Below are 1358 nucleotides of genomic sequence, written 5' to 3' on the forward strand. Positions count from 1 at the left end.
TCGGTCGCCGACAGGCTGAGAGTCGTGGTGTCCGCTGTGTCGGTCACCGAGGTGTCCGCCGACTTGCCGTCGACTTCTAGCTTCTCGTAGTTACCGCCCTTGGCATCGTCGATTTTGACGCTCAGGGAGCCACCACCGGTCAGGGCATCGTTAGGCGCAGTGAAATTCACGCTGGCGCTGCTCGATCCAACCGGAATGGTGATGGTCTGGCCATTCGACAGGGTTACGACCACTGGCGAACCGGTGACAGGCGAAGTCACGGACGCGGTGTACACCACCGTGCCGCCTTCAGCCACAGCGCTGGTCGCGGTAAGGTTGACGGTCGAAGTGTCGATGGTGTCAGTCACATTGGTGACCGCCGCCGCTGGGTTGGTCGCCAGGTTTTCGAAGTTACCGCCGGCCGCGTCTTTGATCGTTGCTTCAACGGTACCGGCGTCTTTGTAGACGTCGTCTTTCGGTGCATCGACGGTCACGGAGCCGGTGGTTGCGCCGGCGGCGATGGTGATCACGGCGCCATTGCTCAGCGTGACGTTCACTGGTGTGCCGGCCGCATTGGTCAGGGTCGCGGTGTAGACGATGGAGCCGCCTTCAGCCACGGAGTCGGTCGCACTCAGACTAAGAGTGGTGGTGTCCGCCGTGTCAGTCACCGAGGTGTCCGCCGACTTGCCATCGACTTCCAGCTTCTCGTAGTTACCGCCCGCAGCGCCGTCGATCTTGACGCTCAGTGAGCTGCCACCCGCCAGCGGGCTGTTTGGCGCGACGAAGTTCACGCTGCCAGTGGTTTCGCCGACCGGGATGGTGATGGTTTGGCCGTTGGACAGGGTTACGATCACCGGCGAACCGGTGACAGGCGAAGTCACGGAAGCCGTGTAAACCACGGTGCCGCCTTCGGCAACATTCGCGGTGGCAGTCAGCGAAACGGTGCTGGTATCGAGGGTGTCGTTAACAGTGGTGACAGCGGGCGTATCGCTGGTGACCAGATTCTCGAAATTTCCACCGGTCGCGTCTTTGATCGTCGCTTCGACGGTGCCGGCGTCTTTGTAGACGTCGTCCTTTGGTGCGTCGACAGTTACGGAGCCGCTGATTTTACCGGCCTCGATGGTGATCACGGCACCGTTCGACAAAGTCACAGTGACCGGAGTCCCAGCGGCGTTGGTCAGGGTCGCCGTGTAGGTAATCTGGCCGCCTTCATCCACAGCGCCGGTGGCGGTCAGCGACAGGCTGGTGGTGTCCTGGGTATCAGTGATCGAGGTGTCGGCTGACTTGCCATCGACTTCCAGCTTCTCGTAATTGCCGCCCTTGGCATCGTCGATCTTGACGCTCAGGGAACCGCCGCCGGCCAACGCATCGTTCGGCGC

General features: G+C 61.8%; 1 protein-coding gene. It reads right to left on the bottom strand.

The window, feature by feature from the left end:
* A partial coding sequence (locus AACY49_RS29570; protein ID WP_339527717.1) for an immunoglobulin-like domain-containing protein occupies nt 1-1358 on the bottom strand: 1358 nt, incomplete at both ends.

It is taken from the genome of Pseudomonas sp. EL_65y_Pfl2_R96, assembly GCF_963970905.1.
GTDB lineage: Bacteria > Pseudomonadota > Gammaproteobacteria > Pseudomonadales > Pseudomonadaceae > Aquipseudomonas.